Genomic DNA, 15,877 nt, shown 5'->3' on the forward strand with positions numbered 1-15,877 from the left:
CCGAGGCCATGGAGTGCCTGAGCGAAGGCTTCGCCGCCGCCACCTGCTTCTTCTCCTTCCCCAAGGCCCACTGGAAGCGCCTGCGCAGCACCAACGGCCTGGAGCGTCTGCACGGCGAGGTGAAGCGTCGCATCCGCTCCGTGGGCGCCTTCCCGGACCGGGCCAGCGCCCTGCGCCTCATCACCGCCGTCGCCCTCGAAGTCACCGGCGTCTGGGAGGACCGCCGCTACCTCGACATGTCCCTGCTCAACTCAACCCCAGACACTGCCGCTGCTTGACCCCTCCAAGGAGCATTCCTTCCCCGTACCCCTCCGAACCAACTACACACGATTCGGGATTTGACCGGAGCCTCTGCGGTGTACTCCGAGAGGACGATTCGGCGCTCGTTGGGGTCCGAAGGTGTTTGTGCTCCCACGTCCACGGCCAGGAGCAGGTTCAGCACGAGAGCAAGGTGTAGGCTTGGGGTCAAAAGGGCCAATCCGGTACATCCTCCTTTTCCCACCCTACCAAACTCCCCCAAGCGCAGGGCGCCTTGCAGACCTCCCGCTCTACAGCTCCGCCCGGAAGCGCACCGTGTCGAGTCCCACCCACTGGGACCCCGCCGGCACGTTGAAGACCTGGAGCCCTCCGTCCACGTTCACCTGGACGAGGCCCATCCCCGTGCTCGTCGGCACCGTGAAGATGCGAGGGGAGCTGGAGCGGTAGCCCGAGGGTGTCGGTCCTCGAAACGGGAGACGCTGGTACCCTCGCAAGGGGCGCCATTTTCTACAACCCTGGTGGATTTACACATATTACGCTTGCCGAACGGCTCGACACACTGAGCAAGACATTCCTCTGGAGAAGCGCGATGAAGAAATACGCACTGCTGATCACGGGCATCATGGCTTGCAATCCCACCGCCCGGGTAGAAGAGCCGCCCCTGACATCGCAGCGGCGGAATCTAGCCTCCGTGAAGACGCTCGTCGCCACGAGCAGGACGTTCCTCCCACAAGAGATGCCCACCGCGCAGTACTGTCAGACGGACACCGTGAGCGAGTACGGACTCCCACCTCAGAGTATTCCGTTCCCCGCGAACACCATTTCCCTGACCTATGACGACGGGCCGGACGCCTACACGCTGGAGCTGGCGAGCTACCTGAACCAGAAGGGCATCCGGGCTACATTCTTCATCAACGGGTGCCGCATCCAGGGCCACCCGGTCTGTTCCCCTTCGGATACCACGCAGTACCCGGAGAGCTGGCTGAGGGAGATGGCGGCGAAGGGACACCGCATCGGCAACCACACGGAGAACCACACGCTGCTGACGGCCGACGCTCCGGCGCGCAGGCGCCAGCAGCTGGGTGCCACGCAGCAGCTCATCGACCCCCACATCCGGGACGGGTACTTCCTGGTCCGCGCGCCTAGCAACTGCTGGAACGCAAGCGTCGCGGAGACCATCAACGCGGATCCCTATCTCAGCAAGCTGGAGGGGACGTTCGGCTACGACTCGAGCTCCGCGGACTGGGACTGCCCGACCAGTAAGACTCCCGGCCAGTGCGCCCAGGACATCGTCACCGTCTTGCCCCCAGGCCGCAACGGCATCATCCAGCTCCATGACCGGAACGTGGCCCCAGGAAGTGACTACACCCTCAAGCTGACGAAGTGCCTGGTGGAGGGAGTCAGCGATCCCTCCGTCGGTTGCCCCAGCGCGCTCCTGCCCGGGGTCACCTACGTCCCCCTGGATGCGCTCGCCGGCATCCGGGGGCAGTTCAGCTTTGCCACGCCCGTTGTGGTCACCACCGAGTTCAGCGACAACACCGCCTGGCCCTCCCTCTTCGGCTACTACGGCACCGTGCGGGCCGGGGACATCAACGGCGACGGCCACACGGACGTGTGCGCGCGGGGACCCGACGGCGTCCGGTGCGCCCTATCCCAGAGTGGCACGTTCAGCGCCGCCACTCTCTGGCACGCCGGCCTCTCGGACAACCTGGGCTGGCTGCCGCCGGAGTACAGCACGACCCTGCAACTCGGCGATGTCGACCACGACGGGAACGCCGACCTGTGTGCCCGCGGCGTGGATGGCCTCTACTGCTACAAGTCGAACGGGCAAAATGGCTTTGCCGCTCAGCTCACCTGGTGGGCTGGCATGTTCTCAGACGCCAATGGCTGGAACGCCGAAGAGAGCCGCTATGGATCCATCCACCTGGCAGACATCGACGCGGATGGTGACCTGGACGCCTGCGGCCGCGCGCCCGATGGCATCGTCTGCGCCCTCTTCAACGGCTCCGCGTTCGGCGCTCTCCAGACGTGGGCGAGCGACTTCCGGGATGACATGGGGTGGGCGCCCGCCCGATACGGCTCGACCCTCCGCTTCGCCGACCTCAACGCGGATGGAAAGGCGGATGTGTGCGGGCGCGGGGTCAACGGTCTGCGCTGTCTCGTCTCGAATGGGACGGCCTTCGTCAACGGCACCAACTGGAGCTGGCCGGCCTTCGCGGACGTCGAGGGCTGGCACACGAGCCGCGCGCGGTACCGGTCCATCCAGCTCGCCGACGTGGACGGCGACGGCCGGGCGGATGCCTGCGGCCGGAACGCCACCGGCATCGTCTGCGCGTTCTCCGATGGAGCGATCTTCGACCGCACCCGGCACGTCTACAATTCCGACTTCATCGACGCCAATGGGTGGGGGCTGGACAAGTACGGCAGCACCGTCATGCTGGCCGACATCAACAACGATGGCCACGCGGACGTCTGCGGGCGGGGCGCCTACGGGATTGCCTGCGCCCGCGCGCCCTGAGCATCACGCCAATCGCCAGGCGCGAGATGGTCACCGGAAGGCTGCCAACCCGCGCACATCCGCTCGGGTTCGGATGCCGGCTGTAGCCTCAGTGGTACCCAACCCATCCCGGCCGGCACCTCTCTCGTAATCAGTGGTCCGAAGGATCCAGGCAGGTCACAAGTTCTTCAAGGGGCCGGACCCGAAATCCTGGTTCAAGAACTCGGGAGCGAAGTCCCTTGTTGAGCAGGCCCAACGCCAGCTTCGCGCTGTTCGCGCCACAAACACTCCGATCCGGTGGCACGTCGCAGAAGAGGCTGCGGCAAATGCGATTCGCAAGCTGCTTGACCGATACGAGGATACAGCCAGCATTGAGGTGGTGTTCACGCCCCCGGTGATGTGAGGAGACGGCAACCATGGATGAAACCTTCTACGCGGGGGCTTACTGGGGAGCCCGGCAGGAATCTGCGGAGATGTGCGCCGAGCGATTGGAGAAGTTTCTCCTAGGGCTACCTGACGCGGATCAGGCATTCGCGCGGTGGTTCCAGCTTGGGAAGTCACGCAAAGATGCGCTGAAGCGACCGTTGGCTCCGAATCGAAGTGACCTGGAGAAGCTCGTTCTTCGAGGCCAAGATCGGGTGTTCGCGGACCTCGGGTTTCGCATTCGAGGCTGGAATGGCGCAGATGAAGATCGGGACGCGGTTGACTTCGATATCCTTTGCGGTGGCTACACCGATGCCGTGAGCAATCTCTGTGTGTTCGGGCTTCCGAAGCGAGGGCCTCATGCAGAGCGCATCGTGGCTGCACCTGTGTTGGCGGCAACGCTGAGCGCCACCGCTATCGCGTGGGAACCGGATTGGGGGGTTGCCATCTCGGAGGAGCATCGAGATTCGCTGAAGGCACGGCGTCCCAAGGGAACTCCGTATGTTGGATGGGTCACGTACCTCGCGCGTCATCGAGGCACGGTGCCGCCCCTCCCTGCGCCAGTGCGTATTGAGCCCGTGGAGGACAAGGGCACGCTGATTGTTCTCACCCCGGAACGCTTCACGGCCAGCAACCCGGAGCATGTGGCGCTGGCTGAGCGGGTGCGGGAGCTGCTGGACCGAGCGGGACTCTTGCGCCCCAGCTGACTTTCGTCCCGCGGATGGCAGCGCCGGACCTCTTCCAGTCAACGACCGGCTAACGACATCCGGTAGACTCCGCTGGACGCATCTGGACGGGACCGGCGCTGTCATCGGGGCAGCGGTGGGACGCAACCCCTCGGAAGTATTGGCGGTAGAGCACGAGAATCGAACTCGCCAGGGACGCCTCTCGGCGCCCCTCACCGGTTTTGAAGACCGGGCCAGCCACCAGGTCCGGAGGCTCTACCGCTCGCGATTAGTGCCGGCCGGCTCGGGGCGCGTCAACGCCTTCCCCCGCGACGCCTTCGCGGTCTTCAACCCTGGCAACCCATACACGAGCGTCTCCACCAGCGACGCCCGCAGCGCGTCCGCGGTCGTCTCCTGGAACGCGGCGCACGTGAGCTTCAGGCTCACGATGCCGTGCAGCCCCGCCCACGCCACCTCGGCGAGTCGGGCGGGCTGCGCGTCCTCCGCCAGCCGCCCAGCCGTCTTCAAATCCTCGAACACCGCCGCGAGCAGGGCGAACGAGCGAGGCCCCGCGCCGTCCGGGGCGTCGCGGAAGAGCTCGGTCGACAGCCTGGCGTCCTCCAGGAAGATCAGTCGGTACGTTTCCGGGTGCTCCTGCCCGAAGCGCACATAGGCCTCGGCCATCCGCTCCAGACGCTCCAGCGGCTCCTTCACCGCCGCCGCCGGCTCCAGCGCCGCCAGGAACTCGCCGAAGCCCCGCACGCACAGCTCGCGAGCAATCGCATCCCGGTTCTCGAAGTGCAGGTACAGCGTCGCGGGCGCGTACTCCACCGCCTCCGCCAGCTTGCGCATCGACAGCGCCCCGAAGCCCTCCTTCACCACCATCTCCCGCGCCACCCGGAGGATCTGCTCCCGCAGCTCCGCCCGCTGCCGCTCCTTGCGTTCCGAAATCCCCATGCCCGACACCGTAGGACTTGACGTCCTGAACGGCCACCCATAAATGAACGGCGTTCACTGAACGGTGTTCATCAAAATCCCATCGTTCACGCGCGGGAGTACGTCATGGCAGGCAAGGTGGCATTGTTCGGAGCGTCGGGCGTCATCGGGCAGAGCGTGGCGCAGGCCCTGCGGGCGCAGGGGCGGCCCTACCGGGTGGTGGGGCGCTCGAGGCGCTCGCTGGAGGCGGAGTTCGGCTCGGACCCGCTGGCCGAGGTGGCCACCTGGAACCCGGACGACCCGGCTTCCGTGCGCGAGTCCGCGAAGGGCGTGGATACGCTCGTCTACATGGTGGGCGTGAACTACTGGCAGTTCCGCCTCCACCCGGAGCTGATGCGCAAGACGCTGGATGGCGCCATCGCCGAGGGCGTCCCGCGCGTGCTGCTCATCGGCACCGTCTACCCGTTCGGTCTGCCGCGCGCCCCGTCCGTGAAGGAGGACCACCCCCGCGAACCCAACAGCTTCAAGGGCCGCATGCGCAAGGCCCAGGAGGACCTGCTCCTTGCCGAGCACGCCGCCGGCCGCATCCAGGGCACCATCCTCCGCCTGCCCGACTTCTACGGCCCCGGCGTCGAGCGCAGCTTCCTGCACCGCGCCTTCCTCGCCGCCCTCGACGGCAAGCGCGCCGCGCTCATTGGCCCCATCGACCCGCCGCACGAGTTCGTCTACGTGCCCGACGTGGGCCCCGTCGTCACCACCCTCATGGACGCGCCTCGCGCCTACGGCCGCTCCTGGAACCTCGCCGGCGCCGGCGTCTCCAGCCAGCGCGCGCTCGTGGACGAAATCTACCGGCAGGCCGGCCACCCGACGAAGGTGATGACGATGGGGCAGGGGATGGTGCGCCTGGCCGGCCTCTTCGACCCGTTCATGCGCGAGCTGGTCGAGATGCGCTACCTGCTGGAGACCCCCGTGCTCCTGGACGACTCGGACCTGCGCGGCCTGCTCGGCGACGTCCGCAAGACACCCTACACGGAGGGTATCCGCCAGACGCTCGCCGCCTTGCGCCAGCAGCGCGCCACGTCGCTCAGTCGAGCCCCCGCTGCCACAGGTCGTCCTCATCCAGCCCCATGAGGTGACCGACCTCGTGCATCACCGTGATGCCGATCTGCTCGATGAGCTCCTCGCGGGTTCGCGCGAAGCGCTCCAGGTTCTTCTGGTACAGCACGATGGACGCCGGGAAGTCGACGTACGTGTCCATCACGCTGCGCTCGCCCACGGCCAGCCCCCGGAACACCCCGAGGATGCTCGGGGACAGCGGTGGCTCCTGCCCGAGCAGGTCCTCGTCGGAGGGGATGTCCTCGACGGCGATGGTGACGTTGTCCAGGTACTGCTTGGCGTGCTGGGGCAGGGCCTTCACCGCGTCCTCGACGGCGCGGTCGAACTCCGCCTCCGCCAGCTCCGCCGGGGGCGGGAATTCGTCCGGGGCCAGGTGCTGCGCCCGCATGAAGCGTCGCTTCGCCTCCGCCAGGTCTCCGCGCCGCTCGGCGAGCAGTCCCAGGTAGTGGTGCCCCCACGCGACGTCGGGGGAGTCCTTCAGGAGCGCGTCGAACGCCACCTGCGCCTCCTCGAAGCGGCACAGCTCGAACAGGGCGATGCCCCGCTCCAGCCGCGCGTCCACCGAGCGAGGCATGTGTGAGAGCGCCCCGTCCAGGCTCGCCAGCGCCCGCGCGCACTCGCCCACCTGGTTGAGTCCCATCCCCTCCAGGAGGAGGAACTCGTAGAGCATCTCCACGTCGTCGTCGCGCTGGGCCAGGCGCTTGCCGCGGGCACAGAACCCCAGGCCTTCCTCCACCGCCTCCCGGTCATCCTCGGTCCGGCACAACAGGATGTCCGCCGCCCCCAGGAGGAGCTCCAGGTCCTCCGGGGCGACCCTCAGGGCCTGGCCATAGGCCTGTCCGGCCTCCTCCAGCCGCCCCAGCTCCGTCAGGGCCGCCGCCCGGAAGTGGAGGGCCTCCGGCAGCTCGGGGGCGTCCGAAAGCAGACCCTCCGCCCTCGCCAGCGCCGCCTCGAAGTCGCCCGCCTCGAAGGCGTCCGAGATCGCCTCCAATCGCGCCTTCGGGTCCCCCGTCCCGGGTCGCTTCGCCGTCCGCTTCTCCATGGCCCGGCTCATAAGAAGCCCCGCTGTGCGTTGTCAACGACGGGGACGGCTGTTACGTTCCGCGACCCGTACTGGCGCGGCCCTCCGTCCCGTGAACATCCTTGTCGTCGACGATGACCTCGAGCTGTGCACCATGCTCTCTCGCTTCCTGGAGATGCATGGCTACACGGTCTACTCGGCGGCGGACGCCCTCCAGGCACTCGACATCCTCGAGCGCAACCAGGTGGGCATGGTCATCACGGACTACATCATGCCCCACCTGGACGGCATCTCCTTCACGGAGATGCTGAAGGCCGACCCGCGCTTCCAGGCCGTCCCCGTGCTCCTGATGACCGCGAGCACCGACGGGAACGTCACCGACAAGGGCCTGCGCAAGGGCGTGGCGCTGACGCTCTACAAGCCCCTGGACATGGGCCAGCTCCTCACCCTGGTGCGCTTCGCGGAGTAGGCGGTCCTCCCCGGGCCGCTTCCAGGGGGCCCGCAGGCGTCCGCTCGCCCACAGGTCCGCCCTTCCTGGTTGACATCATCGCCCCGGCCCTTATGTTGGCGCTCGCCATGGCCGAGTGCTAACGGCCTGCGTTGTACCCACTAAAATTCCCAGCAACATCAGGAGGTTACGATGGCAGCGAAGGAGATCTTCTTCCATCAGTCCGCGCGCGAGGCCATCCTGCGGGGTGTCCGTACGCTGTCGGACGCGGTCGCGGTGACGCTCGGTCCCAAGGGCCGCAACGTGGTCATCGAGAAGAGCTTTGGTTCGCCCACGATCACCAAGGACGGCGTCACCGTCGCCAAGGAGATCGACCTCGAGAACAAGTTCGAGAACATGGGCGCGCAGATGGTGAAGGAGGTCGCGTCGAAGACCTCCGACAAGGCGGGTGACGGCACCACGACGGCGACGGTGCTGGCGCGCGCCATCTACGAGGAGGGCCTGAAGCTGGTGGCCGCCGGCCACAGCCCCATGGACCTCAAGCGCGGCATCGACAAGGCGGTCGAGGTCGTCGTGGAGGAGCTGAAGAAGCTCTCCAAGCCGACGTCCGACAAGAAGGCCATCGCCCAGGTCGGCACCATCTCCGCCAACGGTGACGAGACCATCGGCACCATCATCGCGGACGCGATGGAGAAGGTGGGCAAGGAGGGCGTCATCACCGTCGAGGAGGCGAAGGGCCTCGAGACGACGCTCGACGTGGTGGAGGGCATGCAGTTCGACCGCGGCTACGTCTCTCCGTACTTCGTGACGAACCGCGAGCGCATGGAGGTCATCGTCGATGACCCGTTCATCCTCATCAGCGAGAAGAAGATCTCGTCGATGCAGGACATGATCCCCATCCTGGAGCAGGTCGCCCGCTCGGGTAAGCCGCTGCTCATCATCGCCGACGACATCGAGGGCGAGGCGCTGGCCACCCTGGTGGTGAACAAGATCCGCGGCGTGCTGAACGTGGCGGCGGTGAAGGCGCCGGGCTTCGGCGACCGTCGCAAGGAGATGCTCAAGGACATCGCCACGCTGACGGGCGGCCAGGTGGTCAGCGAGGACCTGGGCCACAAGTACGAGAACCTCACGCTCAACGACCTGGGCCGCGCCAAGCGCATCACGGTGGACAAGGACAACACCACCATCGTCGATGGCAACGGCAAGAAGGAGGAGATCGACGGTCGCATCAAGCTGATCCGCACGCAGATCGAGACGGTCACCAGCGACTACGACCGCGAGAAGCTCCAGGAGCGTCTGGCGAAGCTGGTGGGCGGCGTGGCGGTCATCAACGTCGGCGCGGCCACCGAGACGGAGATGAAGGAGAAGAAGGCCCGCGTCGAGGACGCGCTGCACGCGACCCGCGCGGCCGTCGAGGAGGGCATCGTCCCGGGCGGCGGCGTGGCCTACCTGCGCGCGCTGGACGCGCTGGCGAAGCTGAAGCTGGGGGGTGAGCAGGACTTCGGCGTGGAGATCATCCGCCGCGCCGTCCAGGAGCCGCTGCGCAAGATCGCCTCCAACGCGGGCGTCGAGGGCGCGGTCGTCATCAACAAGGTCCGCGAGGGCAAGGGCGCGTACGGCTACAACGCCCGCACGGACGTGTACGAGGACCTGGAGAAGGCCGGCGTCATCGACCCGACCAAGGTCGAGCGCACCGCGCTGCAGAACGCGGCCTCCGTCGCGTCGCTGCTGCTGACCACCGAGGCCATGGTCGCAGAGCGCCCGAAGGGCAAGACCAAGGCGGGCGCTGGCGGCGCCGGCATGCCGGACTACGGCGGCGACGACATGGAGTACTGAGCCGCTCCCCGCGGCTCGCTCACGCGTCCCGGGCCTTGCTCGGGACGTGGTGGGTGGACACGGCCCCGACGCCTCCTCGCGAGGCTTCGGGGCCGTCGTCTTTTCCGGTCCAGGCCTCACAGTCCCCGAGCGGCGCTTGTGCGCGGGGGGGCCACGACGGGGGCGGAGAGGCCTCGGCGTCCGGCGCTCGCTGCCCCGCGTGGCGACGTGAGCGACACGCGAGGGCGGGGGCTACGGAATGCGACCCACGGCGCCGCCCGTGCCGCTCTCCTGCGAGGTGTAGAGCAGGGTGTCGCCGTCCACGAGGAGTCCCCCGGGGCCGGTGCCTTGCGGGCCCACGTCGTCGAGGGTGCTCGTGGTGCAGCCGCCGCGGATGCGCTGGAGGAATCCCGGACTCCGGGCGATGGCCTCCTTGAAGTACACGGCCCCATGGAACTGCACTGGGAACAGCGGCCCCTGCAGTCCTTCCGCGAGCAATTGGGCGTCGCCTCCGGCCCGAGGCAGCTTCCACACCTTGCCGGTGCCGCCGCCGCCCTCGGTGACGAGGAAGTGCGTGCCGGTCAGCTCCAGCGACGTCCCGGTGGTGATGCCCGGGAAGATTCGCTCGGCGGACGAATTGCCGTCGAGCCCGACGCGGTAGAGGCCTGGCTCGCTCCCGCCACTCACCAGGAACCAGACCGTCTCGCCGTCCACCCGCGCGCCTCGCACCTGAGCGTTCTTGGGCCCCTCGAAGAGAATGAGCGACGACGGCGTGGCGCCGACCGTGTCGACGCGCACGAGCCGCTGCGCGCCGGTGGCCACCACCACGACATCCCGCCCCGACAGCTTCGCGGCCCGCACGTCCGTGCCGCCCGCGATGACGTTGTTCACCGACGCCTCGATGGGGATGGCGCCACGCTCACCCGTGGACCTGTCCACCCGCCACAGGCCTCCCTGGTCGAGCACGTAGACGTTCTTCGCGTCCACCGCGATGGCGTCCGGTGAGCGGAAGCCCTTGGCCAGGACCGCCACCTCGCCCCCCTGTCGCGACAAGCGGAGCACCTGTCCCTCGCCGTCGTCCGGCAGGGGGCGCAGCGAGTGCGACTCGGAGATGAAGAGGTCGGTCGTGTCGGCCGCCAGTCTCCGCGGGTTGTTCAAGCCGGGCACCAGCACCGTCTCGCGCTGCGGCGCGGGCTCCTCGCAGTTGCCCGCGTCCTCCTCGCCCGTGCTGCCGCCGTCCTCCTCGGAGGTGCCCCCGTCGGCGCTCCCTCCGTCGCCGGACGTGCCTCCATCGTCGCCACCGGCGTCCGGCGTCTCGCCACCGTCACCGGACGTGCCGCCATCCACGGGGCCGCTCGCATCCGGTCCTCCCTGCTCGGAGGGCTTGTCGGACGAGCACGCCACCACGAGGAGCAGGAGGGACAGGAGCGCGAGCCTCATGGGACGCCTTTCTTGAATGCGCGACTCAACTCGCGGCTGAGCGCCGTGGTGTCGGACAGGAGCTTGGGCAGGCACGCGGCCGCGCCCGCGCGCAAGGACTCCAGCGCGGTCTCCATGGTGAGGTGCTCGGCCAGCACCACGAAGGGCGCGCCCTGGGCGAGCGCCTTGCCCAACTCGAGCGCCTTGCGCCCGTAGGCCGGCGCGAAGTCCCAGCTCACCACCACGCCCGCGGGCGACTCCAGCGCGATGAGCTCCGAGGTGGGGAGGATGCGGGCCTCGAGGCCGATCAACTCGAGCGCCTCGGCGATCTGCGCCGCGGTCGCCGGGTTGTCCTCCAGCACGTCCACGCGCCGGGCCGTGGGGACCACGTTGACCGCGGCCGCTGGAGCGGCCAGCGTCGCGCGCAGGAGCGCCCGCACCTCGCGGATGTCGTCGAAGGGCTTGAGCAGGTAGTCCACCACACCCAGCTCGAGCGCCTGCTGCGTCGTCACCAGCGACGGGTAGCCCGTCATGAGGATGACACGCGACGTGGAGTAGAGCCGCCGCGCCTGCTGCGCCAGCTCCAGCCCGGACAGGCCCGGCAGGTTCTTGTCCGTGACGATGAGGTCCACGGGCGCCTCGCGCAGCAGGTCCAATGCCTCCTCGCCGCTGGCCGCCTCGATGACCTCGCACTCCTTGCCCATCAGGTCGCGGAACACCATCCGGATGATGGTCTCGTCGTCCACCACCAGCAGGCGGGGGCGGCGGGGCGGGGCGGCGTCCGTGGGCGGGAAGAGCACGCGGAACACGGTGGCGGGCGGCGGCACGTCGCGCAGCGTGCCCGGCGGCGCGAGGCCAATCTGCGCGTGGTGCTCCTGCGCGATGCGCCGGCACACCGCGAGCCCCAGCCCGGTGCCGCGTTTGCTGGCGGTGACGTAGGGTTCGAAGATGCGCTCGCGCAGCTCTTCGGGGATGCCCGGCCCCCAGTCCGCGACGTAGAGCACCGGATGCGCGCCGTCGCGCGTGAGCACCACCTTCACCCGGCCACGCCCGGCCATGGCGTCGCGAGCGTTGTTGAGCAGGTTGAGGGTGAGCTGCTCGATGAGCCGCGCGTTGCCCTGGACGGTGATGTCCTCGGGCGCCTCCACCTCCAGCGAGATGCGGGCCGAGTCGGGGTTGACGCTGAAGAGCTTCGCCGCCGCCCAGATGGGGGCCGCGAGCGACAGACGCTGCTGGGGCGCGGGCCGCTCGCTGGCCAGGCGGATGTAGTCGGAGACGATCTGCTCCATGCGCTCCACCTGCGCGAGCAGCAGGCGCAGGGGGCCCGTGGGGCCGCCGTCCTCGGCGAGCAACTGCGCGTAGGCCTTCACGCCCAGCAGCGGCTGGCGCAACTCGTGGAGGACCTCGGCGGCGAGCTGGACCGAGTGCGCCCCGGAGCGCTGCAGGGCCGCCGCCGCGGCGCGCGCGGCTGGGAGGTCCCCGGCATCCAGGGCCTGGAGCAGTTGAGCGAGCGGCGCCGGAATCTCCATGTGTCGGAGCATGGCGGAGGCGGCCGCTTGCGCGCAACGCACCTGGAGGGAATCCGTTGACCCAGGCCTCCGGCGCGCGGATGCTGCCCGCGAGCTTCGCGCCGTCCAGGCCGCTGGACGCCGCCGCCCGGCCTCGGGAGGGCCTTCATGCCGCAGACCGACCCGTTCCACTCCTTGGTGCCCCGGAAGATGACCGACACGGAGCTGGCCCGCTCCATCCGGCTCAACATCGAGGCCGAACTGGACGCCATCAACCTCTACGCCGCGCACATCGACGCCACCGACAACGAGGAGGCCAAGGCCGTCCTCCGTCACGTCATGGACGAGGAGCGCGAGCACGCCGCGCTGTTCTGGCAGCTCATCGCCCGGTTGGACCCGGAGCAGGCCCAGCACGCCCAGGAGGCGGTGGAGAAGTTCAAGCTCATCATCTCCGGCGCCCCGCACGAGTCCGTGGAGGCGGTGGGCAAGGAGGGCGCCTCCGCCGCCGAGCCGGAGGTGGGGGCCGCCAAGCGGCTCACCGTGGGCAGCCTGCGGCCGTAGCGACTACGCCGCGCCCGAGCCGCCCTGGCGACGAGCCGCCGGGGGGGCCTCCAGGTCCTGCGCGGCCATGTAGACCACGTTCCGGGTGCCGCGCTTGCCGCGGTACATGGCCCGGTCGGACAGGTCCAGCAGGGTGGCCTTGTCCCGGGCGTGTTCGGGGAAGCTGGCCACGCCGATACACGTGGAGAGCTTGAGCGACAGGCCTTCGCGCGCCAGGAACTGATGGGTCTCCATGGTGCGGCGGATGCGCTCGGCCACCTTGAGGGCGCCGCCCGAGTCCGTGCCGCGCAGCATCACCACGTACTCGTCGCCACCGTACCGCGCGACGACGTCGTGATCCCTCACGCAGCCCTTCACCACGCGCGCCGTCTCCACCAGCACCTTGCTGCCCACCAGGTGGCCGTGCGTGTCGTTGATGGACTTGAAGTGGTCCAGGTCCAGGAACAGCAGGCTGAAGGGCCGCTGCGTCTGCAGCGCGTCGCGCACCTCGCGGTCCAGGACCAGGTGGAGGTAGCGCGTGTTGAACAGGCGGGTGAGGTCGTCGACGTACGCCAGGTCCTCGACCGCGGCGAAGCGATCCAGGTTGCGCAGGGCGAGCGTCCAGTTGCGCACCAGGTAGCTGGCGGCCTCCGTGGCCCACTCGGTGCCCGGGCCCTTGTAGCAGAGCACCGCGTGGCCGAGCACCGACTCGCCCTCCACGGCGGGGAAGGAGAGGACCCGGTCGAACGGCGCGTCGAGCACCTCCAGCTCGCGCGGCGCGCGCGCCTCCTGGAGCTGGTCGCGCAGCCAGCTCACGAGCGCGTCCTCCATGCCCTGCGGCAATCCTCGGGTGCCCTGCGCGCGCAGCCCCAGGTTCGCGTCGCGCTCCAGGAGCACCACGGCGCTGGCGGCGGCCATGGACTCCAGCGCGCCGGTGGTGGCGGTGGCCAGCTTCTCGCGGTCCAGCGTGGTGGCCAGCCGCTGCCCGGCCTCCAGCAGCGCGACGTGGCGGCGCAGCGAGGCGTTCTCCTGCATCAGGTCGCGCGTGGTGAGCGCGCGTCGCACCGCGTGCTGCAGGGCCTCCGGCGCCACGGGCTTGACGAGGTATTCGGCAGCGCCGCTCTTGATGGCGCGCACCGCGGGGTCCACCTTGTCCAGCGCGGTGATGACCACCACCTCCACGCCGGGATGATGCTCCCGCACGGACCGCAGCACCTCCATGCCGTCGCCGCCAGGGAGGATGAGGTCCGTCACCACCGCGTCGAAGCGGTCCATGGCGAGCGCCTGCCGCGCGTCCTGCAGCGTGGCCACCGCCGTGACGGTGTGCCCCACCGCGGTGAGGTAGTCGCCGTAGAGGGTGCGGGCGATCTTTTCGTCGTCGACGAGGAGGATGCGCGCCATCTCCCGCACGGCTTAGCACACCCATGGGCCGAACGCTGCTAGGGTCCCCTCCGTGTCGCCCTTCGAAAGTGGTCGCCGACTCTGCTTGCTCATCGAAGCCGGGGAGACCCACTATGCCGTGGAAGCCACGTCCGTCATGGAAGTGGCGATGCCTGGCGCGCATGGCAGCAACCTGCGCGGTGTACTCGAGGTGAAGGACCTCTCCGCCCTGCTGGGAGGTCCGCCCGAGGAAGGCGTGGGCATGGTGGTGGTGCTCGACGTGAGCCCCACGCTCGCGGTGCGTGTCCGCTCGGTGGTGGAGGTGGCGGACGTGGCGCGCGCGCCGTTCTTCCTGCTCCCTCCCGGCCTGGCGGACTCACTGGCTCCGCTGTCGCGCGGGGCGGTGCTGCACAAGGAGCGGTTGTATCTGGAGCTCATCGCGGAGGCGCTACCCCACCGGGTGGGCCCCCGGGCGGCGCCTGCTCCGCCGCGCCCCGTGCACTGGGCCGAGTCCGTGCCGGATCGCGCGCTCGTCTTCGAGTCACAGGGGCGGCTGTTCGGTGTCCCGCTGGCCTTCGTCTCCCAGGTGGTGGCGCGGGGGGACGCCTTCAGCGTCCTGCCCGTGCAGAGCGGGCCGGTGGCCGGTATCTTTCCGCATGCCCAGGTCCTGTGGCCCATCTGTTCGGTTCCGGCATTGCTGGGGGCGCCGCCCCAGCCCGAGCCCTTCTTCCTCCTCACGGAGCTGGCCGGGCGGAACGTGGGGCTGACGGCCACGCGGGTGCTCGGCATGCTGCAGCGCTTCGAGCCGGACGAGACGGCGGGCACCTTCCGCGTGCCCGGGTTGGCCGAGCCCGTGCTGTTCCTCGACCTACAGCGCATGTTTTCTTGATCGTCCTGGAGCGCGAACCGTAAGCTGCCGGGCTTGATACCGTGCCGCGAAGCAGGTGTTCGCGGCCAGATTCCTCAACGAATTCAGGGGGGTGCCGACGCCCCCGAGGCCTGAACCGATGCCCAAGAATCTGCTGGTCGCCGATGACTCGCTCACCATCCGCAAGGTGATCGGCATGATTTTCGCGACCGAGGACTTCCAGGTGACCGCGGTGGACAACGGACTGGACGCCATCGCGCGCTGCCGCGAGCTGCGTCCGGACGTCGTCCTCGCGGACGTGATGATGCCTGGCAAGAGCGGCTACGAGGTCTGCGAGGCCCTCAAGAGCGACCCCGCCACGCAGGGCATCCCGGTGGTGCTGTTGGCCGGCACCTTCGAGGCGTTCGACGAGAACCGCGCTCGCGCGGCCCGCGCGGACGACCACATCACCAAGCCGTTCGAGAGCCAGGTGCTGCTCGACAAGGTGAAGGCGCTGGTGGGGCAGAAGAGCAACACGCCTCCGGCCTCCATCGCCACGCAGATCACGCGTCCGGCCGCCGCGCCCGTCGCCGCCGCGCCCGCGGCCCAGCCGGTTCCGCCGGCCGGTGCCCGTCCGGGCGTGCCGCCGGGGCCGGGCATGGTTCCTCCCGGTGCGCGTCCTCCGGGGCCTGGCGTGCCGCCTCCGGGCGCGCGTCCTCCGGGGCCTGGGATGCCGCCTCCGGGCGCGCGTCCCCCGGGGCCTGGGATGCCGCCGGGGCCGGGCATGGTTCCTCCGGGGGCGCGTCCTCCGGGGCCGGGCATGGTTCCTCCGGGCGCGCGTCCTCCGGGGCCTGGGATGCCGCCTCCGGGCGCGCGTCCTCCGGGGCCGGGCGCTCCGCCTCCGGGCGCGGTGGGCCGTCCCGCCGTGCCGCCGCCTCCGGGTGCTTCCGCGCCGGGCATGCCGCCGCGTCCGGGCGTGCCGCCCGCGCCGGGGGCTCCGGGAC

15 protein-coding genes and 1 tRNA gene are annotated in these 15,877 nt (G+C 69.4%); 10 read left to right on the top strand and 6 right to left on the bottom strand.

What is annotated here, in order from left to right; translation table 11 throughout:
* The 4 genes from LZ198_RS41620 to LZ198_RS41635 form a co-directional block, all read left to right on the top strand.
* Positions 1–278, top strand: a 278-nt coding sequence (locus LZ198_RS41620; protein ID WP_253977739.1) for a transposase, incomplete at its 5' end; no start/stop codon positions are given.
* A 671-nt stretch (positions 279–949) separates the two neighbouring features.
* The gene (locus LZ198_RS41625) at positions 950–2,776 is read left to right on the top strand and encodes a polysaccharide deacetylase family protein (RefSeq protein WP_253977740.1); all 1,827 of its coding nucleotides are present in this window, start codon (positions 950–952) and stop codon (positions 2,774–2,776) included.
* 133 nt (positions 2,777–2,909) lie between these two features.
* Entirely contained in the window at positions 2,910–3,158 is a 249-nt protein-coding gene (locus LZ198_RS41630) for a Tox-REase-5 domain-containing protein (protein WP_253977741.1), read from the top strand.
* A 13-nt stretch (positions 3,159–3,171) separates the two neighbouring features.
* Positions 3,172–3,885: an immunity 52 family protein gene (locus LZ198_RS41635; protein WP_253977742.1), complete on the top strand. Its 714-nt coding sequence runs from the start codon at positions 3,172–3,174 to the stop codon at positions 3,883–3,885.
* Between the two features lie 140 nt (positions 3,886–4,025).
* Here LZ198_RS41635 and LZ198_RS41640 read toward each other — a convergent pair.
* Positions 4,026–4,124, bottom strand: a tRNA-Sec gene (locus tag LZ198_RS41640).
* The gene (locus tag LZ198_RS41645) at positions 4,120–4,800 is read right to left on the bottom strand and encodes a TetR/AcrR family transcriptional regulator (protein ID WP_253977743.1); all 681 of its coding nucleotides are present in this window, start codon (positions 4,798–4,800) and stop codon (positions 4,120–4,122) included. The genes LZ198_RS41640 and LZ198_RS41645 overlap by 5 nt, the downstream gene beginning before the upstream one ends.
* Positions 4,801–4,905: 105 nt before the next feature.
* Here LZ198_RS41645 and LZ198_RS41650 point away from each other — a divergent pair, with 105 nt between their 5' ends.
* A complete protein-coding gene (locus LZ198_RS41650; RefSeq protein ID WP_253977744.1) occupies positions 4,906–5,910 on the top strand; it encodes an NAD-dependent epimerase/dehydratase family protein in 1,005 nt (334 codons plus the stop codon).
* On the opposite strand, the gene LZ198_RS41655 is transcribed toward LZ198_RS41650, so the two are convergent.
* Positions 5,864–6,937 carry a metallopeptidase family protein gene (locus LZ198_RS41655; protein ID WP_253977745.1) on the bottom strand — a complete coding sequence of 358 codons (1,074 nt, stop codon included), beginning with the start codon at positions 6,935–6,937 and terminating at the stop codon, positions 5,864–5,866. The two genes, LZ198_RS41650 and LZ198_RS41655, sit on opposite strands and share 47 nt — an antisense overlap.
* A gap of 91 nt (positions 6,938–7,028) precedes the next feature.
* Here LZ198_RS41655 and LZ198_RS41660 point away from each other — a divergent pair, with 91 nt between their 5' ends.
* Positions 7,029–7,385 carry a response regulator gene (locus tag LZ198_RS41660; protein WP_323383455.1) on the top strand — a complete coding sequence of 119 codons (357 nt, stop codon included), beginning with the start codon at positions 7,029–7,031 and terminating at the stop codon, positions 7,383–7,385.
* A gap of 171 nt (positions 7,386–7,556) precedes the next feature.
* Positions 7,557–9,200, top strand: coding sequence for a chaperonin GroEL (gene groL / locus LZ198_RS41665; protein WP_253977746.1), 1,644 nt, complete (start codon positions 7,557–7,559; stop codon positions 9,198–9,200).
* 231 nt (positions 9,201–9,431) lie between these two features.
* Here groL and sinM read toward each other — a convergent pair whose 3' ends face one another.
* A complete protein-coding gene (sinM, locus tag LZ198_RS41670) occupies positions 9,432–10,619 on the bottom strand; it encodes a signal integration modulator SinM (protein ID WP_253977747.1) in 1,188 nt (395 codons plus the stop codon).
* Positions 10,616–12,127, bottom strand: a complete 1,512-nt coding sequence (gene sinK / locus LZ198_RS41675) for a hybrid histidine protein kinase/response regulator SinK (RefSeq protein ID WP_253977752.1) — start codon at positions 12,125–12,127, stop codon at positions 10,616–10,618. Before sinK ends, sinM begins: the two co-directional genes overlap by 4 nt.
* A gap of 147 nt (positions 12,128–12,274) precedes the next feature.
* On the opposite strand from sinK, the gene LZ198_RS41680 reads away from it, so the two are divergent.
* A complete protein-coding gene (locus tag LZ198_RS41680; protein WP_253977748.1) occupies positions 12,275–12,667 on the top strand; it encodes a demethoxyubiquinone hydroxylase family protein in 393 nt (130 codons plus the stop codon).
* Positions 12,668–12,670: 3 nt separating this feature from the next.
* Here the strand turns inward: LZ198_RS41680 and LZ198_RS41685 are convergent, their stop codons facing one another.
* Positions 12,671–14,047, bottom strand: coding sequence for a GGDEF domain-containing response regulator (locus tag LZ198_RS41685; RefSeq protein ID WP_253977749.1), 1,377 nt, complete (start codon positions 14,045–14,047; stop codon positions 12,671–12,673).
* A 52-nt stretch (positions 14,048–14,099) separates the two neighbouring features.
* Between LZ198_RS41685 and LZ198_RS41690 the strand changes: the two genes are divergently transcribed.
* On the top strand, positions 14,100–14,915 hold the full coding sequence (locus LZ198_RS41690) for a chemotaxis protein CheW (RefSeq protein WP_253977750.1): 816 nt from the start codon (positions 14,100–14,102) through the stop codon (positions 14,913–14,915).
* Positions 14,916–15,033: 118 nt separating this feature from the next.
* Positions 15,034–15,877 (top strand): response regulator (locus LZ198_RS41695; protein WP_253977751.1); only part of this gene is annotated, 844 nt, incomplete at its 3' end.

This window comes from Myxococcus dinghuensis (assembly GCF_024198235.1).
Taxonomy (GTDB): Bacteria; Myxococcota; Myxococcia; order Myxococcales; family Myxococcaceae; genus Myxococcus; species Myxococcus dinghuensis.